The sequence below is a fragment of the Alistipes timonensis JC136 genome (genome assembly GCF_900107675.1).
Classification (GTDB): Bacteria; Bacteroidota; Bacteroidia; order Bacteroidales; family Rikenellaceae; genus Alistipes; species Alistipes timonensis.
Map to the genome: position 1 here is coordinate 214,262 of NZ_FNRI01000001.1, position 24,763 is coordinate 239,024.

Below are 24,763 nucleotides of genomic sequence, written 5' to 3' on the forward strand. Positions count from 1 at the left end.
GTGCCAATTCCGGGACATAAAAAAAGCACACCTAAAGAAAGGCGTGCTTTTGATTATTTGGTGTCCGGATTTTAGCTCTCCGTAGGTGAGATATTCCGGGGAATTTTTTCGACGAAAAATTTTAGCGCTTTGTCGGCGTGAAACTTTCGAAGGTCTGGTCGTCGTAAAACAGTACGACACGCTGAACGTTGGCTCCGGTTCGGCTGACCGGAAACTGATCGGTGACCGATTGATCTGCTGCTGCGAAAGCCTCCGGCTCCCGACGGTTGGTTTTCGCAGCGGGGACCTCGGTGTCATCGGTGCCAGCCGACCCGAATAAATCGCTGTCGATCGGAAGTTGCATCGCTGACGTCGGTGCGGATGCCTGCGGTATTCCGGTATGCTCGTCGCGATACATCTGCGTCGAGTCGAGTAACAGCCAATCGGGATTGATCTGCGGAAACCTCCTGAGAATCTTCTGAAGCAAATCGAAGCTCGGCTTGTTGCGATCCTTGAGAATATGGGAGATTCCGGCCGGGTTGATTCCGAGCATCTCGGCGAGCTGGCTCGGCTTCAAACCTTCGCGTTTCATCAAATCGAGCAATTTTTCCTTCATTCGCACAATTTTTTACAAATATAAACATTTGTTTTTTGTAAAACAAGAAAATTCTACATGTGTAAAATGTTAATAGGTGTTGACAAAGTTTACAATTGTAAATAAGAGAATATGGTTAAATCGACCCTATGGGATAATTGTAAAGTATTACTTTATGTATTTGCTATTAAATAGCTGATGTATAAGCATTATTGCTGTTGATATCGACCGAATGAAACATGTTGTCACTTATACTCTCTGTGTCTCTTTACATGTGCGTACTATCGCTTTAGGTAAATGTTGTAAATAATTGATTTCTAGCATTCATATTATTATTTGTTTAAAGTTTTAACACGCACGGGTTCTACTCTAAATGACCGATTACAGTGCAATCAGATGGTTTTTACAAATGGATACTAATGCAATGTTATTAACAGATGATATGATTACAAATGTAACCAATATCGATAATATCGACCATTCGGATTATTTACATTTGTAAACAACCTACCCTGCTCTACTATTTTTGTGCTGTTTTTGAGTTATTTCTAATGATGATCCGATAAAATCTGTCGCATTTCAGGATTTCGCATATATTATGTTAAATAAAAAGAGGGCGGATAGTGTTTATAACCCACTACCCGCCTTAAATACAGCGAATTATATATTTGTTAACAATCTCCTATCGAGATAATTTATCGGCGATTTCGCAGAACTCTTCCGGCGTCAATTTGAGCTTTTCGCGGTGAAAATCGACGTCATTTTCGCTCTGAATGGGGATTAAATGGATGTGCGCATGAGGTACTTCGAGCCCTAAAACGACCACGGCGACCCTCGTGCACGCTATTTCGCGCTGAATTTTGGCAGCTACCTTCTTGGCGAAGAGCATCATGCCGGCCAGACTTTGATCGTCGAGGTCGAAAATATAGTCGACCTCCTGTTTCGGCACGACCAGCGTATGGCCTTTGGTCAACGGATTGATGTCGAGAAATGCGTAATAGTTCTCATCCTCGGCTACTTTGTAGGAGGGAATCTCTCCCGCAATGATGCGTGAAAAAATGGTTGCCATCTTCTTATGCTGTTTAAAAGTGTTTACAGGATGTTATTTTGCCCAAAAACAGCCGGATACCCAAGACTCCCGGTAACGAAACCGGGGCTTTACAGGGCCTAAGAACCTATTCCTCGTCGAAGCGGGGCTTCAGTATCTCCGAATAGATCACGGCCTGCCGGAGGTTGAACTCTCCGGCGATGGATGATGAGGACTCTTCCGGCGCATCGGAAATGGCGTGGGCCGCGATTTCGTCGGTTTCATGCGCTGTTTTGAGTCGGTCGGTTGTCTGGTGCCGGAGCGCCTCCGTTTCGGTCGTTTTAAGCGCTGCATATTCCGGTTCGTACTCCTGAATTTCCTCGAGGCTCTGGCATTCGTCCGGAAAAACGGTTGTAATAGGCTTCGGGTGTGCCGGGGCTGTCGAAGGCGTCGGCATGTCGGGTGCGGGCGAGGGCCATGCCTCGCTGTGGGGAATTTGCTTTGCGCCCTTTCCACGGGCTTTGCGGGATTGCGATACGACGTTGAAGACCATCGCCCCGACGATGATTATTACCCATATGACAGATGCAAAATCCTCCATAATCTCAGCTTAATGTTCGTTTAACACTCTCGATGCCTTTTATCTTGCGCAGTTTGTCCATGACGGCATTGAGGCTTTCGGCGTCCTTCACATAGAGGCTGACGCTGCCCTCGAAGATGCCGTCGTGGCTGTGGATGTTCACTTCGCGGATATTGATGTTGAAATCGGCGCTCACGACCTTTGCCAGATCGAGCAGGATGCCCTGCCGGTCGATGCCGCGCAGCTCCGTGGTCACGAGATAGGACATGGCCTTGTGCTGTGACCATTTGATCTCCTCTTTGACGATGTTTCGCCCGAACTGCGAGGCCAGGCGGTTCAATTCGTCGCACGTAGCCTTGTGGACAATGATTTTTCCAGTCGTGGGGTCGTGATACCCTACCACCTTGTCGCCCGGAATCGGTTTGCAGCACTCGGCGATCTCGAACTGCGGTTCCGTAGCCGGCGTATCCGCCGCCGGGGTGATCTCGCCCGGAGCCTGGGGATCGTCGGCATCCTCCTCCTCCTTTTTGGGGATGAAGAGGGTCCAGAATTTAAGTATCTTGCTCTTGGAGTTGACTTTCAGGGCCTTGTCCAGACTGTCGAGCGAGACGATTCCCGCGCCGATCTTACTGTAAAGTTCCTCCTTGTTGTTGCAGTCGTAGATGGGGACGATCTTGCGCAGTACGCGGCCGCTGAGTTTGACGTTCAGCGACTTCATCTTCTCGTCGAGCATCTGCATACCCCGCTCGATGTTGTTCTGTCGTTCGCGTTTGAGGAAGCTTTTGATCGATTGTTTGGCTTTGGCCGTGGTCGCTATTTCGAGCCATTCGGGTTTGGGCCGGGCGTTGTCGGCGGTGATGATTTCGATCTGGTCGCCGCTGTTGATCTGCGTGGTGATCGGTTCGAGTTTGTGGTTGATCTTGGCGCTGATGGCACTGTTGCCGATCTTCGAGTGGATGTCGTAGGCGAAATCGAGGGCTGTGGCGCCGAACGGCATTTTCCGGGCCTCCCCTTTCGGTGTAAATACCACTATCTCCGATGTATACAGCGATAACTTAAAGTTGTCCAGGAAGTCTACGGCATTCTCCGTCGGACTGTTCAGCGCCGCACGTATCTGCTTCAGCCAGCGGTCGAATTCGTCCTCGTCCTGCGAGATGGTGGCGTGCTTGTATTTCCAATGCGCGGCGAATCCGCGCTCAGCGATGTCCTCCATGCGCTGGGTGCGAATCTGCACTTCGACCCAAACCCCGTCGGGGCCCATCACCGTCGAATGCAGCGCCTCGTAGCCGTTGGCCTTGGGCATCGAAATCCAATCCCTCAGCCGGTCGGGCTTGGGGGTGTAGATGTCGGTGATCGTGGAGTATATCTGCCAGCACTGGGTCTTTTCCGAGGGAAACGGCAGCGGTTTGAAGACGATGCGGATGGCGAACAGGTCGTAAATCTCCTCGAAAGGAATCTGCTTGCGCTGCATCTTGCTCCAGATCGAGTAGACGCTCTTTACGCGGCCCGATATCTCGTAGTTGATGTTGTCGCGGTTGAGCGACGCGATGATCGGCGCGTTGAACTTGTCGATGAACTCCCGGCGCGAAGCCTCGCTCTCCTGCAACTTTTGGGTGATTTCAGCGAATTGCTGCGGGAACCGGTACTTCATGCAGAGGTCCTCCAGCTCGCTTTTGATCGAGTAGAGGCCCAGCCGGTAAGCCAGCGGCGCGAAGAGGTAGATGGTTTCTCCGGTGATCTTTATCTGCTTGTTCATCGGCATCGCCCCCAGCGTGCGCATGTTGTGCAGCCGGTCCGCGATCTTTATCAGGATGACCCTCACGTCGTCCGAAAGGGTGAGCAGGACTTTCCGGAAATATTCGGCCTGCTCCGAGGTGTCAGCGTTGAATACGCCCGACATCTTCGTCAGTCCGTCGACCATCGAGGCGATCTTGGGACCGAAGATGCGTTCCATGTCCTCCACGGAATACTCTGTGTCCTCCACGACGTCGTGCAGCAACGCTGCGACGACCGATTTCACACCCAGCCCGATCTCCTCGATGACTATTTTGGCTACTGCAATAGGATGCAGGAGGTAGGGCTCGCCGGAGCGGCGCCTTACCCCCTCGTGTGCCTCCTTGGCCAGGAAAAATGCCCTTTTGATGAAATTCCAGTCCTCGTCGTTCTTGCATATCTTGGTGCAGGACAACAGGAGGTCATCCCATTTTTCCTTTATAAGTACCTCATCCTCGGCAGTATATCCCATATATTACTCCTTTTTGGTCTTCATGGCCTCGCGGACGTTGGCCTCGATCTCGTTGCGCAGCTCCTCGTCGTTTTTCAGGAGCTCTTTGACCGCGTCGCGTCCCTGGCCGATCTTCTTCTCGCCATAGGAGAACCACGAACCGGCTTTTTTGATTACGCCGTAGTCGACGCCCAGGTCGATGATCTCGCCGATCTTCGAAATGCCCTCGCCGAACATGATGTCGAACTCTGCGCGTTTGAACGGAGGCGCCACCTTGTTTTTCACGACTTTGACTTTCGTGCGGGTTCCCAACTGCTCGTCGCCGTCCTTGATGACCGAGACGCGCCGGATGTCGATGCGCACCGAAGCGTAGAATTTCAGCGCGTTGCCGCCCGTCGTGGTCTCGGGGTTGCCGTAAACCACGCCGATCTTGTCGCGCAACTGGTTGATGAAGATGCAGACGGTCTTGGTTTTCGAGATGCTCGACGTGAGCTTGCGCAATGCCTGCGACATCAGCCGTGCCTGAAGGCCCATCTTCGACTCGCCCATCTCGCCTTCGATCTCGGCCTTGGGCGTCAGGGCCGCCACGGAGTCGATGACGATGATGTCGATGGCGCTCGAACGGATCAGCGAATCGGCGATTTCGAGGGCCTGCTCGCCGTTGTCGGGCTGCGAGATCAGCAGGTTGTCGACATCCACGCCGAGTTTCTGGGCGTAGAAACTGTCGAAAGCATGCTCGGCGTCGATGAAAGCCGCGATGCCGCCGGCTTTCTGGGCCTCGGCGATGGCGTGGATGGCCAGCGTGGTTTTACCCGACGACTCGGGGCCGTAGATCTCCACGACGCGGCCTTTGGGATAGCCCCCGACGCCGAGCGCCATGTCGAGCGTGATCGATCCCGTAGGGATCACCGGCACGTCGTTCACTTCGGAGCTGTTCATGCGCATGATCGAGCCTTTGCCGAAATCCTTCTCTATTTTCAGCATTACGGCGTCCAAGACTTTGAGCTTGTCCGCGTTTACCTGTACTTTTTCTGCCATATCGGGTTTGTGTTTTTTACTGTTTGTAGGAATCAATGATCTGTTGGTAATGGTTCTTGGTGTCCACCTTGGTGAAAATCTTTTCGATGCGCCCTTCGGCGTCGATCACGAACGTCGTGCGCAGGACACCCATGTATTTGCGCCCGTACATCGACTTCTCGGCCCACACGCCGTAAGCCTCGCAGACCGAATGGTCGGTGTCGGCGAGCAGCGTGAAATTAAGCTCGTGCTTGTCGCAGAAATTCCGGTGCGACTTCTCGCTGTCGGGGCTTACGCCGACGATGCGGAATCCCATCCGTGTCAACTCGGCCTTGCCGTCGCGCAGGCTCTTGGCTTCGAGCGTACAACCCGAGGTGTTGTCCTTGGGATAGAAATAGAGTATCGTGCGCTGTCCGCGGAGGTCGGCGAGCGTCAGTTGTTCGCCGTCTTGGGTCGTGGACTTGAAATCGGGGGCCATATCCCCCACCTGCAGCTGTGTCATCGCGTTTTTGAAAAAGGTAATTATTTTTCAAAGATAGGAAAATTTCCGGTGATTTCCGCGTTTCCCGGGTGACTTTTTTGCGGTCTAATCCCAGAGATAAGTCACCTCGACCTGTTCGTTGAACTCCTCCTGCGTGGTGTTGAGCCGCCGCCGGCAGGCCGGACACCGGATGGCCGTTTCGGTTTCGACGTATTCGCCGCAGCCGACGCACATCGGCATCAGTCCGAAACCCGGCTGCGTGGAGTGCTCGAACTGCGCTCCGCAGTGCTTGCACCTGATCTTGTAAGCTGTTCCCATTGTCTTGTTGTTTTTGGTTCACGCTGCAAAGGAACGGCGTCGGTGTGACAGGTTGTGACACAATTGTAAAATGGCGAAAAAATATACCCGCCGTTTGAACGGCGGGTATGGGATCAGAGCGTTATCTGCATTTCGAACTGCCGGCCCCGGACGGGAATGTTTCGTCGTTCCAGAAACCGGGTGACCGTTTCGCAGGCGATGTCGGTATTGACGATTTTGACTGTCCCCGCTTCGTTCAGCCGCAGCATCTCCGCGAGCAGCCGGGAGCCGACTCCCCTGCCCCGGAAACCCTTGTCCACAGCCAGTTGGGTGATATCCCCGGAGGCGGGTTCGAACACGCAGTACCCGATTAACCACTCCCCGGAAAAGGCCCCGAGCGACACGAAATCTTCGGGAGATCGGGCGATGGATTCGGGGCTGTTCTGCCACGAGGGCCGGAAATCCCAAAATCCGGAAACCTCTTCACAATCCCGGGTATCGATCCGCCGGATCGTATAAGGGCTTTGGAACGCCTTTGCAGGGACATCGACCGCCTCCCGCTCCTGCGAGAAATAGTTGAACTCCCGGGTGACATCGAACCCGAGTTTCCGGTAGACCGAAATGGCTTTGGTGTTGTGCTGGAGGACCTCCAGCAGGTATCGGCCGATGCCGGCCTCCTTCAGATACGGGATGGAATGTTCGAAAATCCGGGTGGCGAGACCCTGCCCCCGGTAGGCTTCGAGCGTTCCGGTCCCCGTGTCGTAAGCCGTCGGGAGGCCGTCGTAATTCCCGATGCCGTTCAGCGTGAAGGCGGCGATTCGGTCGCCGTCGAACGCCGCGAACGACAGCCGGGCGTCGAACCCCCGCCGTTTCAGCATCCTGCGGAGCTGCGCCCCGTTTATCTGCACCTCATAGTCGGCGAAAGCCTGCGAAAAGGCTTCGTACAGGGTGTCGAAATCGGTGTCGGCCAGGGATCGTATCTCCATCGGTGCGCGTTTAATGGTGGTGTTCGGCCTCCATCGCCTCCTGCCGGGTCTTGTGGACCGTGCCGTGAGGATGTTCCGCCGGGGCGTATATCGAATATATTTTCAGCGGTTTATCGCCCGTATTGACGATGTTGTGCCACTTTCCGGCCGGGACCAGAATGGCATAGTCGTCCGAGACCTCCCGCACGAAGTCGAGCCGGTCCTCGCTGTCGCCCATCATCACACGGGCCGTACCCTCCTCGATGCGCAGGAATTGATCGATGTCGTGATGCAGTTCGAGCCCTACGTCGCCGCCTGCGGGGATCGACATGAGCGTCACCTGCAGGTTATTACCGGTCCACAGCGTGGTGCGGAAATTTTCGTTCGTCAGCGTGTAGCTTTCGATATTGAGTGTGGTCGGCTCGGCGCCGTAGTCTTTCAGTACGACGGTTTCCGTGTCGGTCTTTTCCTGCATGGGCGGGGTTTGCCGGCAGCAGGATGCGGCGGCGAGCGCCAGGCTCATGGCGCCGGCTGTGAGGAGGATGTTGTATTTCATCGTGTTTCGTTTTTGGTGAGTATGCCAATATACGAAAAAATCAGATATGCGACGCATTCGCCGCGAGGTATTCCCGGATATATTCCGTCAGCTCGGGCGAATCGACGATGCGGATGTCGTCCAGCAGCCCCACGACGAAGCGTCCTACCCCGGCCATACCGGCGACTTCGGTGTCCAGCGTCCAGCGGCCCCGGCTCAGCGGTTTCAGGTCGCGTTCGGCCAGCGGATACTCCTCGCACAGCAGGTTGTAAGCCAGCATTCCCAGCTCCAGCCGGATGCGGCGACGCGTTCCGCCGTGCATGCGGAAGGCGTCGATGAATCCCTCGTCGTGCCCGGTTTCGTGCTCCCACCCCGTGTCGGAGAGTTCCACGGAGCCGATGCGCGAGGTTTTGAAGAGCTTGTTCGAGTGGCTTTCGAGGTCGTAGCACCACACCTGTACATAGTTGGTCGTGAAGGCGAAAGGCTCCACCCGGCGGTCGCGGACCTCGCCGCCGTGCGCCGACTGGTAACCGCGCAGCGTGGCCTGCCGCCGCTCCTCGATGGCCTCGATCAGCCGCCGGATGTTCGGGGCGTTTTTGCCCCGAACGACGGTGTCGGCCAGCGTCTTGTTGTCGTAGACGGAGTAGAGTTTGCGTTTGAGGTTCTGCTTCAGCAGGTTGGTGTCGTCGATATTCTCGATGGCGCTCTTCAGGATCACGGCCTCCTCCTCGGTGAAATGCACCAACTGCGAGATGTCGCGGAAATGCGGCGACTCCTTGTCGAGACGGATGCAGTCGCCCGATTTTTTAATGACGAACCCCGCGTCGCGGAACGTGTCGATATAGCGGTAAACCGTGCGGCGCGACATCTGGAGCCGTTCGGCCAGCTGGTCGATGTTGTAGGTGGTGTTTGCCGTCAGCAGTTTCATCAGCCGCAGCAGGCGTTCGAGCTTGGGTTGGTCCATTTTAACGGTATTTGAGATGATAGGTTTCGAGCGTCGGCAGCAACCGTTTTTTCGGATAGTCGAGTGTCGAGGGCAGGATGCTGTATGGAGTTCCGCAGCAGCGGATGCTGAACTCCGCCAATTTTTGGCGCGTAAGGTTCTTTTCCGCTTCGGCAGCCGCCTCCGCATCGTGCAGAAGCACGGTGATGAACCGCTGCTGCGCGATCCTGCACTCTCCGAATCCCTCGATCCGGTGCCATTCTACGGTCGTTTGTCGCCCGCGGACGTTGAAAAAGGTGATTCCTTTTCCGTCGAGACGGAGCATCGGCCGGCGTTGTGTGTAGTGCAGGACAATCCGGATTCCGAGGCCCAGCGCCGCACCTCCGCCGAAAAGAACTCCCAGCCATCCTGCAGCGGCGTGTTTGAAGCTCAGATCGCCGTGCGAAAGCATCCACAGGCCGCCCGCCAGAAAGACGAGGCTTCCGGCGAATGCGCCGATCAGGTTGCGGCCGGAAGGATAGATGTCGAGTGTGTCCATGCGGCAAAGATACAAAAAAGCCGTGACATAAATTGTCGCGGCTCCCTGTTTGTATCGACGGTATGTGCACCCGGTCCGGGCGTTTGTCTTTTCGGGATTCGGCCCTCGCCCCGGCCCTCCCGCTATTGGGTGAGCACTATCTTTTCGATCTCCTCGACCTGGCGGCGGAACGCCTTGTCGGTCTCGATGAGGTTCGACACGGCCTTGCACGAATGGAGCACCGTGGCGTGGTTGCGGCCTCCGATGGCCGATCCGATCGTTGTGAGCGGCGCCTTGGTATGCTGCTTGGCCAGATACATGGCGATCTGCCGGGCCTGGGCGATTTCGCGCGTACGTTCCGTGGAGTTGAAGCGTGCGAAATCGAGATTGAGGTATTCGCACACGACTTCGATGATGTGGTCGATGGTCACCTCTTTCTGGTAGAGTTTCACGTAGACCTTCAGGATCTCCTTGGCCAGCGACGTGGTGATCTTGCGTCCGAGGAACGAGGCGTTGGCCACCAGCGACGACAGGGCGCCTTCGATCTCCCGCACGTTGGCCGAGATATTGTCCGCGAGGTAGGCCACCACGTCGTCCGTGATCTGGGCCCCCAACTTCTGCGCCTTGGCGCGGATGATTTTGAGCTTCGTCTCGTAGTCCGGGGTGTTCAACTGGGCCGACAACCCCCATTTGAAACGCGTCAGCAGTCGTTGCTCGATGTCTTTCAGCTCCACGGGCGGTTTGTCCGACGTGAGGATCAACTGCTTGCCCGCCAACTGCAGGTGGTTGAAGATGTTGAAGAACGCGTTCTGCGTACCGGTCTTTCCCGTCAACTCCTGGATGTCGTCGATGATGAGCACGTCGATCATCTGGTAGAAATGGATGAAATCGGGAATCTCGCCGTTCTTGTAGGCCGTCTGGAACTGGGCCTGGAACTTGTTCATCGAGACATACAATACCTGCAGCTCCGGATGGCGCTGGCGCACCTCGTGGCCGATCGACTGCACGATGTGTGTCTTGCCCAACCCCGAATCACCATATATATATAGGGGGTTGAAGGGGTTGTTGCCCGGGTTTACCGCCACGGACATGCCCGCCGAGCGGGCCAGTCGGTTGCATTCGCCCTCGATGAACGTCGCGAACGTGAGATTCGGGTTCAGCTGCGGGTCGATAATTATTTTTTTGAGTCCCGGAATTACGAAGGGATTCTTTATATTTGCAGTATTGGTCTGCGTGTTGAAACGCGAGATAGCCGTCGTGTCGGCGTCGGCCGCCACGGGGACCGCCGGGGCCGTGGCGCGGGGCACGGCGTAGTGCAGCCTCGTCTGCTGTCCGTAGAGCTGGGAAATGATCGGTTTGAGGAACGGAATGTAGTTCTTCTCGATCTGACGGACGTAGCTTTCGTTGGGAACCTTCAACCGCAGCGTCGTCCCGTCGAATTCGAGCGGGATGATGGGCTGAAACCACTTTTCGAACTCCTCGGCGGAGGTCCGGGCCTTGATTTGGTCCAAGCAGGTCTGCCACATATCGCTATATGTCTGCGTGTTGTTTAACATGATTCAGGGTTGCACCATTTTTGATGACACAAAGTTGTGAATAATTTTGCGAAAAGATTTTCATTTTGGGGTTGTAATTCTCCTTTTTTTATATATAGAAAACCAACGGTTTCCGAACGCTGTATTTTAACTCCCTGATATTGAATAATCGATTTTTAATTCGTATATTTGCATATAAATTTTTTGGGACTCCCGAAATGTAAATTATAAATAAAACCAATAGAATTATGGCAAACGAATTGGAACAACTGGTTCTCCGAAAAGCACAGGCCTGGCTCGACGGCCACTATGACGAAGCGACGAAAAAGCAGGTCAAATATCTGATGGACAACGATATGAAGGAGCTTGTCGAGAGCTTCTACAAGGACCTTGAGTTCGGTACGGGCGGCCTGCGCGGCATTATGGGCGTGGGTTCCAACCGCATGAACGTCTACACGGTAGGCGCTGCTACGCAGGGGCTTTCGAACTACCTGAAGAAGAACTTCGCGGGCGAGCAGGTACGTGTCGCCGTGGCCCACGACAGCCGCAACAATTCGCGGATGTTCGCCGAGCGCGTGGCCGATATTTTCGCCTCGAACGGGTTTCAGGTTTATCTGTTCGACACGCTCCGGCCGACTCCTGAATTGAGCTTCGCCATCCGCGAGTTGAAATGTCATTCGGGCGTGGTCGTCACGGCCTCGCACAACCCCAAGGAGTACAACGGCTACAAGGCCTACTGGACCGACGGCGCGCAGGTGACCGAGCCGCACGACAAGAACATTATCGCCGAGGTGGCGAAGATCACCGACGTGAATATGATCCAGACGGGCAAGAATCCTGAAAACATCACCATCCTGGACGAGAAGTTCGACGAGACCTATTTAAATAAGGTACACGAGCTGTCGCTTTCGCCCGAGAGCGTGAAGAAGCACCACGACATGAAGATCGTCTACTCGCCGATGCACGGCGCGGGCGTGCGGCTGGTTCCGGAGTCGCTGAAGAAGTTCGGCTTCACGAACGTCATCCTGGTGAAGGAGCAGGCTGTCATCGACGGCAACTTCCCCACCGTCGAGTCCCCCAATCCCGAGGAGCGCAAGACGATGTCCATGGCCATCGACCTCGCCGCGAAGGAGGGCGCTGACCTGGTGCTGGCCACCGACCCCGATTCGGACCGCATCGGCGTTGCGCTGCGCAACAAGAAAGGCGAATACGTACTGCTGAACGGCAATCAGACCCTCGTGCTGCTGCTGAGTTACCAGCTGACCCGCTGGGCCGAGCGCGGCGAACTGGACGGTAACCAGTATGTCGTGAAGACCATCGTCACGTCGCAGATGGCCAATGCCGTGGCAGACCATTTTAAAGTGAAGTGCTACGACTGCCTCACGGGCTTCAAATACATCGCCAAGATCATCCGTGAGAACGAGGGCAAAGCCAAGTACATCGGCGGCGGCGAAGAGTCGTTCGGTTACCTCGCCGGCGACTACGTGCGCGACAAGGACGCCGTTTCGGCCTGCTCGCTGGCTGCCGAGGCCGCCGCATGGGCGATGGATACGATGGGCCTGACGCTTTACGAGTGGTTGCAGGAGCTCTATGTGAAATACGGTTTCTACCGTGAGGGCCTCGTTTCGGTGGTCCGCAAGGGCAAGGAGGGCGCTGACCAGATCCAGAAGATGATGGTCGATTTTCGTCAGAATCCGCCCAAGGCGATCCTCGGGTCGCCCGTGGTGAAGATCAACGATTTCCAGTCGCTCGAAACGCTCGACGTGAAGACGGGCTGCAAATCGCCCATCCATCAGGACCGCAGCAACGTGCTGCAATGGTTCACGGCCGACGGAACGACCGTTTCGGTGCGTCCTTCGGGCACGGAACCCAAGATTAAGTTCTACTTCGGCGTGAAAGCGCCGCTGGCTTCGGTCGCCGATTTCGACACGACGCTGGCCGAACTCGACGCCAAGATCGACGGAATCAAGCGGGAGCTTAAACTGGAGTAGTTCCCGCCTACCCTATTTATTGACAACGTCCCGGCTGGAAAGCCGGGACGTTGTTTGTTGTTACTCCATGTGGGTCGTGAAGGCCTTGGGGCGCGTCATCGACTCGGTGTAAGGCACTCCGAAGCGGTCTTTGACCTCGATCTCCAGGGTCGAGGTCGCCGAGGCGGCTTCCACTGAGAAGATATGCGTGGTGTTGTAGGTGGCGAACGATGAGGTGAGGCTGCCGTTCGACGCCGTGCGCGGAATGTCGTACGAGAGGTTGTGCAGCGGGTCTTCGGCCCGAATCTGGGTGACCGTCAGGGGTTGTCCGTTTTCTTTAACCGAGATTTGCCAGCCCGAATCCCAGTTCCAGACGTTGATGTAGACCGTGTTCGCTTTGCAGGCGGCATACCTCGAGCGCAGCGGATATTTCTGGAGGAAGGCTTTGACGCTGGCGTCCGTGTCGTAGTGGTTCTTCACGACGTTCATGTCGTAGCTCCGGAACTGTTTGCCGGCATCGACTTTCATCCCTTTCCAGCGCCATTTCACGTCGCTGCCGTTGTTGGTGAAGACCATATAGCCTCCTTCGCTGCCGTCCTTGCATATGCTGTTCTGCGAGATGTAGCCCGTCCACCACCACGAGGCGCAGACGGCGCCCATGTTGTGCTCGAAGATGTTGCCGTAACCCGCGGGCATGTCCTCGTTGGCCACCGCACGGTTGATGTGTGTGTCGCCCGTCAGGTAGTGCACGCTGGCGAAACCTTTGAAGCAGTCGCCCAGTGCGGCGGTTCCTGAGTTTTTGAAATTCGGGGTTACGTTGACTTTGTTGTTCGACACGCCGGTGATGGCGTAGGCCGAGCAGTGCATGCAGACGAAGACAGGCTTCGACTTGTCGACGTGTTCGAGGTCCTTTTTGAGCCATGCCAACTGTTCGTCGTCGACGTAGGTGTCGTGGCTGCGGTCCTCGTTCTTGTTAATGTAATACATGTTGTCGAGCACGACGTAGTGGACATCGCCCAGGTTGAACGAGTAGTACGTGGGGCCGATGATCCTGCGGAACGCTCCTGCGGCCTCGAAATCGTCGGTGAACTTCATGTCGTAGTCGTGGTTGCCCATGACCTGGAAATAAGGCACCGGGAAATTCTCGATCTCCTTGCGGTAGTTTTCGAGCGTGTAGAGCGTGCCCTTGTCGTACCAGTAGATGTCCCACGTGAGGTCGCCGAGGCAGATGGCGTAGACGTTCTTCGTGCCGTGCTCCCTGACGAAAGCGTCGATGTCGCCGCGGAAATCGTTGCGATACTGCGGCGTGTCGGTGTAGGTCTTGTTGTAGTTGTAGCGGTTGGCCATGTGCGGGTCGGTCGTGGCCAGCAGAATGTGCTGCGTGTTGGGCTCGCGGCGCAGGCTGAACGAGTGCTCCTCGACAACGTTCGGCGCGGCGGTCGTCGCCTGCCAGAACGACGGGATGCTGCCGTCGGTGTCGACCATGTAGCCGCCCGGGATGGAGATGAACACCGAGCCGTTTTTCTTCTTCGAGGCGAGCCAGTAGCAGCCGTCCTTGTCGGTGGTGGTCACCTCGAAACCGTCGGAGACGACTACGCCTTCCATCGGTATGCTTTCACAGGTCACTTCGCCTTTGATCGTGGCGCCCTCCTTGTCGGGGATGAGTTTGACGCCCTCCTGTGTGACGGTCACCTCGGTCGAGGCGGTTCCGGCCTTACCCGTGAAGGTGATCCGGGTGCTGCGGCCGCGGCCCTCGTTGGCCGGGACCGTGAAGGTATAGGCGGCGATCTGCGGCGAGATTGCCCTGACGGGTTCCGTGGTGATCCAGTCGCAGTTGGTGTCCACCTCATACTCGTTGTAGCTGGCCACCGTGAAGTGCAGGGTCGTGCCCTCCTTCGTGACGGTCGGAACGGCGTCGGGCGAGACCACCAGGTCGTCCTGCGCCATCTGGAAGACCGGGACGGAGAATTGCACGACGCTGTTCCCCGACGAGAAGAACAGGCCCGAGCCGCGGGGATCGTCGCTGGCCGCGGGGTCCACCGTCAGGGCGACGGTCGTCGTGCCGTTGTTGCCGCTTTGGGGCGTGATGTGCACCCAGCTGTCCTGGGCTTTGACCGTCCAGCTCGTGTTGGAGGTGACGGCGAAGTATTTGGTGAGCCCTTCCCGGGTGGTGATGACCGCCTGCTCGGCGGTTTCGAGGGTCGTGAAGGACCGCGGGTTTTCAGTGCTTTCGTCGGCACTGCAACCCCAATATCCCATGCAGAGCAGGGAAATGCACAGTATGTTCAGGATTCTTTTCATGGTCTAATATGCTAATTCAACGGCTGCGTAGTTATCGGCCGCAGCCTTGCCTTCGATGCGAATGTAAACCGTCACCTCTTTCGACAGCGGATCGGGCGCCTGGAGTTTGTGGAGGGGTATCTCCACCACTCCGCCGGCGGGGCCCACCTCGAGCGACACCTCCTCGCGGGCGCGGTCGTAGCGGTTGGCCGAGCAACGTATGGCGGTGACCTTCACGGGTTCGTGCCCGCGTATGGGAACGATGCGCAGGGCCCGGGCCTTTTCGAACTGGTCCCAGCCGATGGTGAAGCTGAGGTTGACCGAGGGTTTCGTCAGTTCGAACGGCGACCAGAAAGCCACGGCGTCGGCCGGCCGGCGGTTCTGCGCCGGAGTGATGCCACGCGCCTCCCCCACCAGCCTGCAGGCTGCGGCCAGCGGGTCGGCGAACGGCTCCACACGGCTCACCATGTGCGAGGCGTGCCACTGTTCGTCCCACGTGCGAAAGTCGAAGACGGTGCCGTCGGTCTTGGCCTCCAGGTATTTGTTCAGCCGGGGCACGTAGTAGTCGCGGATGACTCCCGACCACACGCGGGCCGAGTAGTCGCTCAGCGAAGGGCCTCCCCAGACTGAGATCAGGCGGCGCGACTCCCCGACGAAACGTTCCTTCTCCTCCTCCGTGCATCCGGCTTTGCGGGCCATGCCGCTCCAGCGGTCGAGTCGCAGCAGCGGATGCGACGCCAGCAGGCGGTCGGCGTCGAGCAGCAGCTCTTCGATGCGCATGGCGCAGTCGTAAGCCTCCTCCCGGGCGCCGTAGAGGTCGGCCCAGTTGGCCGCTTCGAGCAGCATGTCGGCCTTCGACGCGAGGTAGAGGGCGGCGTACTGGATGGCATCGGTGCGGTAAAGTTCGTTGCCGCCCAACTCGCCGGCGCATGCGAGGAATTGTTCGATGGCCGTGTAATAATTCTCGTTGATGCCCATTGTCGGCATGCGGTGGGAGTACGGACGCAGCTGCCAGCGGTAGCGGGCGTTGTTCGTACACTCGTTGTACGACGATTGCAGCATCCCTGACCAGAAGCGGTCGATTCCTTCCGGGCAGCCTCCGTAACGTGCTGCGGAGTAGTCGTGCAGGAACTTTTTCAGGTCGATCCGGTCGTCGCTCCACCCTGCCGCCGCGATGATCTCGTAGACGATCTCGTTGCTCTCGACGCCCTCGGGCGAAGTGCCGTAACCGGTCAGGCGGCCCCTGTTCGGCGACGAAAGCGCTTCGAGGTGACCATTGGCGTAAAATTCCAGGTTGCCGATCAGCGCCGTGCGGCCGCCGAAGTTGGGCACCGTCGAGTAGATCCATTCCCGTCCGAAAAACCCTTGCAGGTGGTTCCAGCTCTTTTCGCTGCGCCAGATGAAGTTGTTGAAATCCACCGCGAGGTCGAGGATCATCATTCGTCCGTCGGGTGCGCCTTCCAACAGGGCCCGGACGCTCTCCGGGTCCCAGCTGTTGCGCTGGTAGCCGAACATCCACCCCTGCATCACCCATACGGCGTCGGGATTGGCTTCGGCGAGCGAACGGTAGATGGTCTCGCCGTAATGGCGGAGCGTCGCGGCGCGTTCGGGCGATCCCTTGGGGCCGAACGGCACGTCCATCTCGTTGAAGCTGTCGATGAGGTAGTATTTGCCCTTGCCGAACTCCTCCTCCCAGGCGCGGACGAAAGCCGTGCCGATCTCCGAAAAGAGCGGATCGAGGGGCGAGAGCATCCAGTTTTTGAAGCCGCTCCATTTGGTTTCGGTGAGCGTCGTCTCCGGGTGGATGCGCTTCATGGCCGGGGGAACGAAGCCTGCGAATCCCTGGTAAACCGGGGTCATGCCGAGGGCCTCCATGCGGTCGATGATGCGGTGTTGGAGGGCGATCTGCGCCTCGTGCCATTGGGGGGTCGGTGCGCCGTCGAGCCCGCTCATGTTGCCCATTCGCATCCACGGCAGGTGGGCGGGGCCGGTGAAGAGCACGCCGATCTCCTCGTCGGTGAGCCCCATCCGACGCCATACGCGGGCGAGGATGGCCTCGCCGGCGATCGGTGCCAGCGGCATGTCGAAGCCGTGGAGGGCCATCCAGTCGATCTCGCGCTCCCATTCGTCCCAGCCCCAGAAAGGCGAGGTGTAGCCGAAGGTGCAGACGTTCATGTAGAGCCGCCGTTCGAAGGGCGACGTGACCTCCCGCCGCGGCGTGTCGGGGAAGCGCTCCGGGAGGTCGAAGCGGCTGCCCGACCATGTGCAGACGCCGTAGCCGTGTGACGAAACGTAGTCGTAGAAACCCCGGCAGAGGGCCACGGTGCTGCTGCCTTCGATGCGGAGACACCCCTTGCGGGCCTCCACGGCGAAGCGGTCGCAGCCCGACGGGGCCTTGTCCACCAGTTTCAGCTCCACGTTTGCGGGCCAGCCGCCCGCTGCGCGGGCGATCACGCCCCGGGCTTCGTCGACGGGTGCCGATGCCGCGGCGGGCAGAGCCGTCGCAAGCATTGCCAGCGCAGGCAGGAGCCGTTTTATGATTGATCGTATGTTCATACTTTGAGGAATGTGTTTTTCTTGTAAAGGAAATAGAGGAATAACCAGCAGGCGGCGACGTATCCGGCATTGTTCACGACCGCGGCTACGGTCTCGGGGCATTTCGATGCCGCACCGCCGAAGAAGAAGTCGGAAATCCGGCCGAAGGGAATGATTCGCTGTGCGAGGTAGATGGTGATGGAGTTAAGTCCGATGACGCGGAAAAAGAGCGTCCACCGTTTCCAGCCGCGCACGTCGATCAGGTAGTAGAACAGCGCGAACATCCCCAGCGAATAGCCTGTCACCACACAGGTGAACGAACTGCTCCACAGCTTTTTGTTGATCGGCATGACGCCGCTCCATGCAATTCCGACAAGCGTGATCGCCGCCGCCGCGAGGGCCATGTACAGCGCTTTGCGGTCTCCCGTGAGTCCCGGCCGTTCGCGGCGCAGGAACTCTCCGGTGAACATGCCGAACATGGCCGAGACGATGGCCGGAACGGTGCTCAGCAGCCCTTCGGGGTCGAACGTCTTGTAGAGGATGCGTCCCGGGAGCCATTGCCGGTCGACCCACCCCGCCAGGTTGCCCTGGATTGAGAGCGGGTCGGCGCCGGCCGGCGCATCGGGCGCGGCGACGAGACAGAGCAGCAGCGAGTAGCCGATCAGCACGGCTGCGGCCACGATGCCCCGCGTCTTCACGCCGCAATATATATAAAGTATTGCGGCGAACATCCACGCCAGTCCGATGCGGCCCAGTACGCTCGCCACGCGCAGCGACGCGAAGTCGAGTTTGAACAGTCCGTTGTAGACCAGTCCCAGGACCACGAGCGTCACGCCCCGGCGGATGACCTTGCCCAGTATCGCCCGTTCGCCGAGGCCGTTGGCGCGTTGTTTGGCCAGCGAGAAGGGGAACGAAACGCCCGCGATGAAGAGGAACAGCGGGAAGATCGTGTCGTGATGGGTCAGCCCGTCCCAGGCGGCGTGCCCCATCGACCCGGCGACGGCGTCGGTGAAGGGGTTGGGCCACAGGGCGCAGAGCGATGCCACGAGACCCGAGAAGCCCATGATGAAGAGCATGTCGAATCCTCGCAGGGCGTCCAGCGAAAGGAGTCTTTGGTTTGGTTTCATGCGAAACGTCGTCCGGATCGGTTTATATCGGCTCGTCGGCCAGTTTGTTGTTGCCGGCGATGGCGGTGGTCGGCACGGGGAATACCAGCCGCGAAGGGTCGTTCGAAGCCTTGTGGTCCCACCACTCCTCGGTGAGGAACAGCCCCCAGCGGATCAGGTCCGTCCGGCGACGGCCTTCGCCCAGGAACTCGATGCCCCACTCGTCGACCATGCGGTACTTGTCGAGGTTGTCCTTGGTGACGGGATCGGGATCGGCCTTGTTCTCGAAGGCCCGCGAACGCACCTCGTTGATCAGGTCGGCGGCCTCTTTTTTCAGTCCGGCGCGCATCCGGCACTCAGCCAGCATGTAGTAAACTTCCTCGAGACGGATCATCGGGAAGAAAGCCGCCCAGCAGTTCTCGTCCTCCTTCGGGGCCACGGGGAACTTGGCAAGCCGGTAGAGACTCGGCTCCTCGCCGTCGAGCATCGACGAACGCAGCGTCGAGGGGGACTGTCCGGGCTGGAGCGTCGACATCAGCGCCACGTAGTCCACCAGCACGAGCGGCTTGCCGCTGTATCCGGCGCGGATGCACGTGACGGGCGTACCGTCGGGTTTGAGCTGTGCGTCACGCATCAGCATTCCCACGTATTTGCCGCCGCCCTGGTAGACGTACTGCTTTTTGCGCAGGTCGTTGTCGTTGAATTTAGAGAACGGACCGTTGAGCTTGTAGGTGTAGGAACTTCCGTCGGGTGCATGCGAGGGGGTCAGGCCGAAGCCGTTGTAAGGCTGGAAAAGACCTTCGTAAACCAGTTTTTTGTTGTAGTGGAACCCGTAGCGGTAGAACATGTCGAACATCTCCTGATCGGTGTTGCGCGAAGGCAGCGCCCAGATCAGCGCTTGAGACTGGCGGTTGTTGAAGGAGAAGGGGCCGTACCAGTTTTCGTCCAGCTCGTATTTGCCGTATTCGCCGCCGATGATCTCTTCGCAGAGCTTGGCGCACTCGGCGTAATGCTCCTCGCCGATATACGACTCGGCATTGAAATAGAGCCGTGCCAGCAGCGTCGCGGCGGCTCCGCGGCTGATGACGCTCGACGCCTCCGATCCGGCCTCCTTGGGATAGAGGTTCTCGAGGGCGTTTTTGAGCAGCCCTTCGGTGTGTGCATAGACCTTTTCGGCTTTGCTGCGGCCCTCGGCGGGCTTCGTCAGGTCGGTGAAGATCGGGAATGCCCCGAAGAAGTCGAGTCCGCGCAGGTAGAAATAGCCGATCAGCGCGTTGAGCTGGTTGACGTGGTCGGCCTTGTCCTTTTCGGTGAGGCCCAGCGAGGGATAGTCGAGCCGTTCGAGGTCCGTGCGGCACTCGATGGTCAGGGCGATGCCCATGGCCGTACCGCGCCACGTGTCGCTGATCGACGATTCGTCGGGTGTCCAGTTGTGGCTGTGCAGCCGGACGAAGTGTCCGCCGTCGTACCAGTCCTCGCCGCGTGTGGGCATCGACATCTGGTCGGCAGTCATCTCCTGCAGGTACCAGCGGCGCGGCGGACGCTGGCCGACGTCGTACCAGAACAGGTGGGTGAAGGGCCGGTTGAGCACTTTGTAGACGTCCTCCTTGGTTCGGAAGAATGTTCCGGGAGTCGTTTCGCTGTACCACTCGTCTTCGAGCGCGCATCCCGAAAAAAGCAGGCAGACGGCTGCCGCAAGGATGCCTATTTGGGTTTTTATGGAATATGATTTCATCGGTTGATCCTCCTTGATGTTATAAATTGAGCGTGATGCCGAACGTGAATACGCGGGTCGAGGGCCATACTTCCAGTCCTTCGAATCCGGGGGTCAGTCCGTTGGTGTTGACTTCGGGGTCGATGCCGCGGTACTTCGTGAGGCAGAATACGTTGCGTGCCGTGAAGGTGAAGCGGATGCTCCTGATGTAGCTCTTGATCGACGGGATGCGGAGCGTGTAGCCCAGCGTCGCGGCGTCGAGTTTGAGGAACGAACCGTCCTCGAGGAAATAGTCGCACAGTTCTTTTTCGCCGGTGATGTTGGCGTTGCGCCCGAATGCCGTTTTGAGACGGTTGCGGGTGTTCTGTCCCGATGCGGACTGCAGGCCGTGGTACATCTCGGTCATGTTGAAGACGTCGTTGCCGATCCAGCTGCGGAAGAAGAGCGAGAGGTCGAAGTTCTTCCACGAGATGTTGTTGTCCCACGACAGGATCACGTCGGGCATGGCCTGGCCGATGAAGCGTTTGTCTTCGGGGGTCTTCTGTGCGGCCGGAATGATGTTGTTGTCCTTGTCGTAGAGCAGCCAGCTGCCGTCGTCGGCGATTCCGGCGTATTTCCAGATGTAGAACCTGCCGATATCTTCGCCCGGGGCGAGCCGCACGGCCTTGCCGGGGCTGCCCGGCGTCGGGAAGTCGTAATCGTCGAAGACGGTCTGACTGCCCCACAGCGTGATCAGGCGGGTTCTGTTGCGCGAGATTTGCAGCGAGGTCGTGTAGTTCCAGTCTTTCGTGCTGACGGGTACGCCCGTCAGTTCGATCTCGAAACCGTTGTTCTCCATCGAACCCACGTTCATCGTCGTCTTGTCGTAGACGGCGGGCGGCTGCGAAACGCTGATGTCGTAGATCATGTTGTCGACCTTGCGCTTATAGACGTCGAGCTTGCCGCTCAGGCGGCCTTTCAGGACTTGGAAGTCCACGCCGAAGTTATACTCGTCCTTGGTCTCCCACTGCAGGTCGGGGTTGACGTTGCGCGCCAGTCCGTAGACCGACGACCAGGCGCCGTTGAAATACCATGTGCGGACGACGCTGCTGCTGGTGTCGTACTTGTACATGCGGGTCGTGACGCCGGGCGAGAACCACCCGTTGCCCGTGCGGCCGTAGCCGAAGCGGACGCGCAGGTCGTCGATCCATTTCACGTCCTTCATGAAACTTTCGTTCGAGATGCGCCATGCGGCCGACACGGCGGGGAACCAGCCGTAGCGGTTGTTTGCGCCGAATTTCGACGAACCTTCATAGCGTGCGCTGACCGAGAGGAGGTAACGGTCGGCATAGGAGTAGTTGATACGGGCGAAATAGGCTACCAGTGTTTCCAACGGGTCTTTGTGCGAGTAGATCGACGATCTGCCCTCTTTCAGCCACGTACCTTCGCCCATGTTGTACCACTTGGTGCCGTCGACCGAAAAATTGGCGTTGTCGCCTTCGAACCTCTCCTTGCGGCCCAAACGCTGGTAGGAGTATCCGGCCACGGCCTTAATGGAATGTGCTCCGAAGAGCTTGTTGTAGTTGAAGATCCATTCCAGCGACTCGGTATTCTGCGTGCTCCATTTCTGCTCGGCATAGCCGTTGCGGGCCATTTCACGGCTGCGGCGATGGAGGGCCGATTCCCAGTAGGCCTTGTTGGCCGATGTTCCTACCGTACCCACGGTCAGCGTGGTGCTCAATCCGTCGTAGATATTCAGCTTGGCGCTGATGTCGGCCTGGAGACGTGCCGTATGATCCGCATTTTCGCTCAGGGCCAGCACGGCTACCGGGTTCCATTCACCCTCGCCTTCGAGAATCTTGTAACCCGAGGGATCGTCGGGGTTGTAGACCGGGATGGTCGGGTTGAGGTTCATGGCGTCGCGGAAGATGCTGCTCGGTGCGATGTTCGCTTTGGAATCGACGTAGTTGAGGCGCCCGCTCAGTTCGAGCCGGTCGTTCAGGGTCAGGAATTTGAAGTTGAAGCGTCCGCCGATCTCGCGTTTGTCCGAACGGATGGTCATGCCCTGCGCGTTCTTGTAGAAGAGCGAAGCGTAGGCCGAGAAATTCTTCGTACCGCCGCTCATCGTCACGATGTGGCGCTGCGTGAAGGGAGTCCGGGTGATGGCGTCGAACCAGTCGGTGCGTCCGCCGCGGTCGGCCTGACCGTGGGCTATCCACTCGTCGGCCGAGAGCACTTCGGCCTTGCGGCGCACGGTTTCGGTGGTAAATTCGCCCGTGTAGCTCACCGCGGGGGCTCCGATCTGCCCCATGCGGGTCGTTACGAGGATCACGCCGCCCGAGGCGCGCGTTCCGTAGATGGCGCCGGCCGAAGCATCCTTCAGCACATCGATCGACACGATGTCCTCTTTTTGCAGGATGTTCATGTTGCCGCCGGGGATGCCGTCCACCACGATCAGCGGGCCCTGCTCCGATTTGATCGAGTTGGCGCCGCGCAGCTGGATCGAGATGCTGCTGTTGGGGTCGGTGCCCGATGCCGAGACGATGTTCAGCCCCGGGACCTTGCCGGCAATGGCCTGCAGCGGCGAGGCGGTGTTGCCCGCGAGCAGGTCGCTGTTTTTGAGCGAGGTGACCGACGAGGTCAGTTCGCGCTTGTCCAGCGTGCCGTAACCGATCACCACGACGTCGTCCAATTGCAGCGACTCTTCGCGCAGGACGATATCGACTGAGGTGCGTCCCTGCACGGGAACCTCCTGGGTCTTGTAGCCGATCGACTGCACGATCAGCGTGGCGTTCGGGAGCGGTTCGCCGAAAGCGAATTGTCCCTCGACGTTCGTGGCGCAGGCTTTTCCGGTACCTTTGACGATGACCGTCACGCCGACGAGCTTCTCGCCCTGTTCGCCGGTGACGACGCCCGAAAGGTTGCGGGGAGCCTCTTCTTTCTTGGCCGCGAGCGAGATCTGGTAGTTCGAGACGGTATAGGCGATGGCCGTTCCGCCGAAGAGTTTGTCGAGCGTCGCGCCGATGGTTGCGTCCTTCACCTCGATATCCACTTTGCGGTCGAGGTCCGGCAGCGACGAGTTGTAGAAAAAGCGGTATTCGCTTGTGCGCTCTATCTGCTGGATCACCGAGCGTATGGCCGTCTTGCGGGCCGACACGGTGATCTGGGCGAACGTACATAGCGGCATGCACACCGCGAGGGCGAGCAGTGCCAGGCACGTTTTGCGTATTGAACTCATTGTATTCGTGTTTTAAGGTATGTTTTACTGGAGTGGTTATGGAGCATTCCGCAAAATACCTTAAAGGCCGGCGGCCGTTCCCGAAGGGAAGCCGGAGCGGCGGGAGAAGTGTCGTTCTATGCCATAGGCAGTGAGGTTTTCAGGTTCATTATTCGGGTTCAGTCGGTGTCGTGCGGTTATCGTTTTTCGTCGAGGACCACGGTGTTGTCCTCGATCGTATAGCTCACCTCTCCGGACAATCCGATGAGTTGGAGCACGTTCTGCAGGTTGTTGTTTTTGATGATACCCTCGAAGCGCAACTGTTTGATGCGCTCCGAGCGGAATACGAAACGGATGTTGTACTCGCGGTCGAGCAGTTCGGTCAGCTTTTCGAGCGTCGTGCCGCTTTCGACGATCAGCTCGTTGTTGCGCCACAGTCCGGCGAACTGGGTGCGTCCCGAGCCGCTTTTGGTGAATCCGCCGTCGACGGTGTCGTAGGCTACGGCCTCCATCGGGTCCAGCGTCGTCGTGAAGCCGTCGCCGTCGTCGATGCGCACCTTTCCTTCGAAGAGCGTCGTCACCGAGGTCCGGTCCCCGGGGTAGGATTTGACGTTGAACGCCGTGCCCAGCGCTTCGACGGTGTAGTTCCCGGTGTTGACCCGGAACTGCCGTTCGGGGTCCTTGGCCACTTCGAAATACCCTTCGCCCACGAGGTTCACCTCGCGGCTGCGGAGGTTGTAGCGGCTGTCGTAACTGAGTTTCGAGGCGGAGTTGAGCCATACGTGCGTGCCGTCGGGCAGCGTGATGTTGGTCTTCTGTCCCTTTTCGGTGTAGATTTCGAACAGGTGTCCCTGGCGGGCCGAGATTTGCGCGTAGTTGTACCATCCGACGAAACCCGCTACGGCGATGCAGGCCGCTGCGGCCCACGGAAGCAGGCGCCCGAGGAGCCTGCGGCGCGGTGCCGGAGCTTCGGGGGCGCTGCCGTCGATCGTTTCGCGGATACGCGCGTGGATGCGGGCTTTGGTCTGGCTGTCCATCGTACCGTTGGTTGCAGCCCATTTGCTCCGGTAATACTCGGCCAGTTCGGGATCGGATTCCGACTTGTCCCGCAGCCACTCCGTCAGTGTGCGTTCTTCCTCGGCGGAGGTGGCGCCGTTGAAAAACCGTTCCAACAGGTTTATAGGATCGTTATTCATATAATGCAGTCTTGTTCGCGGTAAAGCCGCTTTCCATTAAATATGCATAACGCCTCCGAATCCCTTATCCG

At 58.1% G+C, this 24,763-nt stretch carries 19 protein-coding genes; 1 reads left to right on the top strand and 18 read right to left on the bottom strand.

Annotated features, from left to right (window positions below):
* Nucleotides 1–121 precede the first annotated feature (121 nt).
* The 12 genes from BLU78_RS00800 to dnaA form a co-directional block, all read right to left on the bottom strand.
* A complete protein-coding gene (locus BLU78_RS00800; protein ID WP_010259256.1) occupies nt 122–595 on the bottom strand; it encodes a helix-turn-helix domain-containing protein in 474 nt (157 codons plus the stop codon).
* A 661-nt stretch (nt 596–1,256) separates the two neighbouring features.
* Nucleotides 1,257–1,643 carry an HIT family protein gene (locus tag BLU78_RS00805; protein ID WP_010259258.1) on the bottom strand — a complete coding sequence of 129 codons (387 nt, stop codon included), beginning with the start codon at nt 1,641–1,643 and terminating at the stop codon, nt 1,257–1,259.
* Between the two features lie 106 nt (nt 1,644–1,749).
* Nucleotides 1,750–2,202 carry a hypothetical protein gene (locus BLU78_RS00810; protein WP_010259259.1) on the bottom strand — a complete coding sequence of 151 codons (453 nt, stop codon included), beginning with the start codon at nt 2,200–2,202 and terminating at the stop codon, nt 1,750–1,752.
* A 4-nt stretch (nt 2,203–2,206) separates the two neighbouring features.
* Entirely contained in the window at nt 2,207–4,426 is a 2,220-nt protein-coding gene (locus tag BLU78_RS00815; RefSeq protein ID WP_010259261.1) for a RelA/SpoT family protein, read from the bottom strand.
* A gap of 3 nt (nt 4,427–4,429) precedes the next feature.
* On the bottom strand, nt 4,430–5,443 hold the full coding sequence (recA, locus tag BLU78_RS00820) for a recombinase RecA (RefSeq protein WP_010259262.1): 1,014 nt from the start codon (nt 5,441–5,443) through the stop codon (nt 4,430–4,432).
* Nucleotides 5,444–5,459: 16 nt separating this feature from the next.
* Complete coding sequence (gene bcp / locus BLU78_RS00825; RefSeq protein WP_010259264.1) at nt 5,460–5,924, bottom strand: thioredoxin-dependent thiol peroxidase; 465 nt, start codon at nt 5,922–5,924, stop codon at nt 5,460–5,462.
* Nucleotides 5,925–6,008: 84 nt separating this feature from the next.
* Nucleotides 6,009–6,221: a hypothetical protein gene (locus BLU78_RS00830; RefSeq protein WP_010259265.1), complete on the bottom strand. Its 213-nt coding sequence runs from the start codon at nt 6,219–6,221 to the stop codon at nt 6,009–6,011.
* Nucleotides 6,222–6,334: 113 nt separating this feature from the next.
* Nucleotides 6,335–7,186: a GNAT family N-acetyltransferase gene (locus tag BLU78_RS00835; protein WP_010259266.1), complete on the bottom strand. Its 852-nt coding sequence runs from the start codon at nt 7,184–7,186 to the stop codon at nt 6,335–6,337.
* 10 nt (nt 7,187–7,196) lie between these two features.
* Nucleotides 7,197–7,721: a cupin domain-containing protein gene (locus tag BLU78_RS00840; protein ID WP_010259267.1), complete on the bottom strand. Its 525-nt coding sequence runs from the start codon at nt 7,719–7,721 to the stop codon at nt 7,197–7,199.
* A gap of 40 nt (nt 7,722–7,761) precedes the next feature.
* A complete protein-coding gene (locus BLU78_RS00845; protein WP_020692588.1) occupies nt 7,762–8,664 on the bottom strand; it encodes a helix-turn-helix transcriptional regulator in 903 nt (300 codons plus the stop codon).
* A gap of 1 nt (nt 8,665) precedes the next feature.
* Nucleotides 8,666–9,181 carry an STM3941 family protein gene (locus BLU78_RS00850; protein WP_020692587.1) on the bottom strand — a complete coding sequence of 172 codons (516 nt, stop codon included), beginning with the start codon at nt 9,179–9,181 and terminating at the stop codon, nt 8,666–8,668.
* Nucleotides 9,182–9,303: 122 nt separating this feature from the next.
* The gene (gene dnaA / locus BLU78_RS00855; protein WP_010259270.1) at nt 9,304–10,716 is read right to left on the bottom strand and encodes a chromosomal replication initiator protein DnaA; all 1,413 of its coding nucleotides are present in this window, start codon (nt 10,714–10,716) and stop codon (nt 9,304–9,306) included.
* Nucleotides 10,717–10,943: 227 nt separating this feature from the next.
* On the opposite strand from dnaA, the gene BLU78_RS00860 reads away from it, so the two are divergent.
* Complete coding sequence (locus BLU78_RS00860; protein ID WP_010259272.1) at nt 10,944–12,686, top strand: phospho-sugar mutase; 1,743 nt, start codon at nt 10,944–10,946, stop codon at nt 12,684–12,686.
* Nucleotides 12,687–12,746: 60 nt separating this feature from the next.
* Here the strand turns inward: BLU78_RS00860 and BLU78_RS00865 are convergent, their stop codons facing one another.
* The 6 genes from BLU78_RS00865 to BLU78_RS00890 all read right to left on the bottom strand — a co-directional run bounded on the left by BLU78_RS00865 (nt 12,747) and on the right by BLU78_RS00890 (nt 24,692).
* The gene (locus BLU78_RS00865; RefSeq protein ID WP_010259273.1) at nt 12,747–14,966 is read right to left on the bottom strand and encodes a calcineurin-like phosphoesterase C-terminal domain-containing protein; all 2,220 of its coding nucleotides are present in this window, start codon (nt 14,964–14,966) and stop codon (nt 12,747–12,749) included.
* A gap of 3 nt (nt 14,967–14,969) precedes the next feature.
* Nucleotides 14,970–17,501, bottom strand: a complete 2,532-nt coding sequence (locus tag BLU78_RS00870; protein ID WP_026020569.1) for an alpha-N-acetylglucosaminidase — start codon at nt 17,499–17,501, stop codon at nt 14,970–14,972.
* Complete coding sequence (locus tag BLU78_RS00875; RefSeq protein WP_010259277.1) at nt 17,498–18,607, bottom strand: acyltransferase family protein; 1,110 nt, start codon at nt 18,605–18,607, stop codon at nt 17,498–17,500. The genes BLU78_RS00870 and BLU78_RS00875 overlap by 4 nt, the downstream gene beginning before the upstream one ends.
* Nucleotides 18,608–18,629: 22 nt before the next feature.
* Nucleotides 18,630–20,321 (bottom strand): RagB/SusD family nutrient uptake outer membrane protein, encoded by a 1,692-nt coding sequence (locus BLU78_RS00880; protein ID WP_010259280.1) that lies wholly within the window; start codon nt 20,319–20,321, stop codon nt 18,630–18,632.
* A 19-nt stretch (nt 20,322–20,340) separates the two neighbouring features.
* Nucleotides 20,341–23,517: a SusC/RagA family TonB-linked outer membrane protein gene (locus BLU78_RS00885; RefSeq protein WP_010259282.1), complete on the bottom strand. Its 3,177-nt coding sequence runs from the start codon at nt 23,515–23,517 to the stop codon at nt 20,341–20,343.
* A 176-nt stretch (nt 23,518–23,693) separates the two neighbouring features.
* Nucleotides 23,694–24,692, bottom strand: a complete 999-nt coding sequence (locus tag BLU78_RS00890; RefSeq protein WP_020692578.1) for a FecR family protein — start codon at nt 24,690–24,692, stop codon at nt 23,694–23,696.
* Nucleotides 24,693–24,763: the final 71 nt, after the last annotated feature.

Excerpts from the sequence above, each read along its gene's own strand:
- bcp (WP_010259264.1), bottom strand. The coding sequence starts at position 5,924 with ATGACACAGCTGCAGGTGGGGGATATGGCCCCCGATTTCAAGTCCACG.
- BLU78_RS00845 (WP_020692588.1), bottom strand. The coding sequence starts at position 8,664 with ATGGACCAACCCAAGCTCGAACGCCTGCTGCGGCTGATGAAACTGCTG.
- dnaA (WP_010259270.1), bottom strand. The coding sequence starts at position 10,716 with ATGTTAAACAACACGCAGACATATAGCGATATGTGGCAGACCTGCTTG.
- BLU78_RS00840 (WP_010259267.1), bottom strand. The coding sequence starts at position 7,721 with ATGAAATACAACATCCTCCTCACAGCCGGCGCCATGAGCCTGGCGCTC.
- BLU78_RS00865 (WP_010259273.1), bottom strand. The coding sequence starts at position 14,966 with ATGAAAAGAATCCTGAACATACTGTGCATTTCCCTGCTCTGCATGGGA.
- BLU78_RS00870 (WP_026020569.1), bottom strand. The coding sequence starts at position 17,501 with ATGAACATACGATCAATCATAAAACGGCTCCTGCCTGCGCTGGCAATG.
- BLU78_RS00800 (WP_010259256.1), bottom strand. The coding sequence starts at position 595 with ATGAAGGAAAAATTGCTCGATTTGATGAAACGCGAAGGTTTGAAGCCG.
- BLU78_RS00885 (WP_010259282.1), bottom strand. The coding sequence starts at position 23,517 with ATGAGTTCAATACGCAAAACGTGCCTGGCACTGCTCGCCCTCGCGGTG.
- BLU78_RS00850 (WP_020692587.1), bottom strand. The coding sequence starts at position 9,181 with ATGGACACACTCGACATCTATCCTTCCGGCCGCAACCTGATCGGCGCA.
- recA (WP_010259262.1), bottom strand. The coding sequence starts at position 5,443 with ATGGCAGAAAAAGTACAGGTAAACGCGGACAAGCTCAAAGTCTTGGAC.
- BLU78_RS00890 (WP_020692578.1), bottom strand. The coding sequence starts at position 24,692 with ATGAATAACGATCCTATAAACCTGTTGGAACGGTTTTTCAACGGCGCC.
- BLU78_RS00805 (WP_010259258.1), bottom strand. The coding sequence starts at position 1,643 with ATGGCAACCATTTTTTCACGCATCATTGCGGGAGAGATTCCCTCCTAC.
- BLU78_RS00875 (WP_010259277.1), bottom strand. The coding sequence starts at position 18,607 with ATGAAACCAAACCAAAGACTCCTTTCGCTGGACGCCCTGCGAGGATTC.
- BLU78_RS00835 (WP_010259266.1), bottom strand. The coding sequence starts at position 7,186 with ATGGAGATACGATCCCTGGCCGACACCGATTTCGACACCCTGTACGAA.
- BLU78_RS00815 (WP_010259261.1), bottom strand. The coding sequence starts at position 4,426 with ATGGGATATACTGCCGAGGATGAGGTACTTATAAAGGAAAAATGGGAT.
- BLU78_RS00880 (WP_010259280.1), bottom strand. The coding sequence starts at position 20,321 with ATGAAATCATATTCCATAAAAACCCAAATAGGCATCCTTGCGGCAGCC.
- BLU78_RS00860 (WP_010259272.1), top strand. The coding sequence starts at position 10,944 with ATGGCAAACGAATTGGAACAACTGGTTCTCCGAAAAGCACAGGCCTGG.
- BLU78_RS00810 (WP_010259259.1), bottom strand. The coding sequence starts at position 2,202 with ATGGAGGATTTTGCATCTGTCATATGGGTAATAATCATCGTCGGGGCG.
- BLU78_RS00830 (WP_010259265.1), bottom strand. The coding sequence starts at position 6,221 with ATGGGAACAGCTTACAAGATCAGGTGCAAGCACTGCGGAGCGCAGTTC.